The organism is Photorhabdus akhurstii, assembly GCF_018448925.1.
GTDB lineage: Bacteria > Pseudomonadota > Gammaproteobacteria > Enterobacterales > Enterobacteriaceae > Photorhabdus > Photorhabdus akhurstii.
The window spans coordinates 1-755 of sequence record NZ_RCWE01000107.1 but is presented as its reverse complement, the minus strand read 5'-3'; the positions used below and the strand labels follow the sequence as shown (position 1 = coordinate 755).

General features: G+C 41.1%; 2 protein-coding genes. Both read left to right on the top strand.

The window, feature by feature from the left end:
• On the top strand, nucleotides 1-524 hold a 524-nt coding region (locus tag EAE93_RS25780; protein ID WP_415186305.1), incomplete at its 5' end, for a hypothetical protein.
• Nucleotides 521-755 (top strand): hypothetical protein (locus EAE93_RS25775; protein ID WP_214040731.1); only part of this gene is annotated, 235 nt, incomplete at its 3' end. The genes EAE93_RS25780 and EAE93_RS25775, both read left to right, overlap by 4 nt.

Here is a 755-nt window from a genome sequence, read left to right as displayed (position 1 = left end):
ATTATTATGAATATAGTGACTATTATTTTAAAATTGATATAGGTTTCCTGCTACTCTACCTACTGATTATTCCACCTTTTGTATGGGCTATGTTTTTTTTACGTCGACAAGCCCCATTAATTATCGACCGTGAACGACAGATTTTCTACACCTGGTATAAAGGCAAAGCTTATGCTGCTCGCTATCCACAAGTCGGTATGGCAGAAAAAACTAATATTCTGTTCCTCAAAGTTTATGGCCTGGATGAGAACAATCAACTTATCGGGCGTGGTTTTATCCCTAACGTCAGCAGTTATTCTTTTGCTTTTTTAAGCAGTGGTAATGATAAAGGGTTAGCCGTGGCCTTTATGGTGAAATTCTTATTAAACGGCAAAGAGGCGGTCAGTAAGGTGGATTATAAATGCCGTGAGCCGCTTATTTGGTGGAGTAAAGATAAAAGACCCGCCGATTTAGACGCTCAAATTCCGTTGATTTTGGCAGAACTGGATCGCTTAGGTCCCCCTGATGAAGATCTTTCCGAATGAAGCAACGATTAAAAAACTTACTTAAAAAATGGTTTCCCACTATTCATCCATTGCCAGCCCAACGGCTGGCATGCTGGGAAAAAGAAATTCTGGCAGTACCACCGGATATTAAGGATGAAGAAACCATTAAACACGTGGAGATACTGGATTACCTTGATAATAGGGAGTGCCATGTTCGTAACACTCAGCGCCGCGCTCGGAGTATTACTTTGATTCCGGTAACTCTAGGAC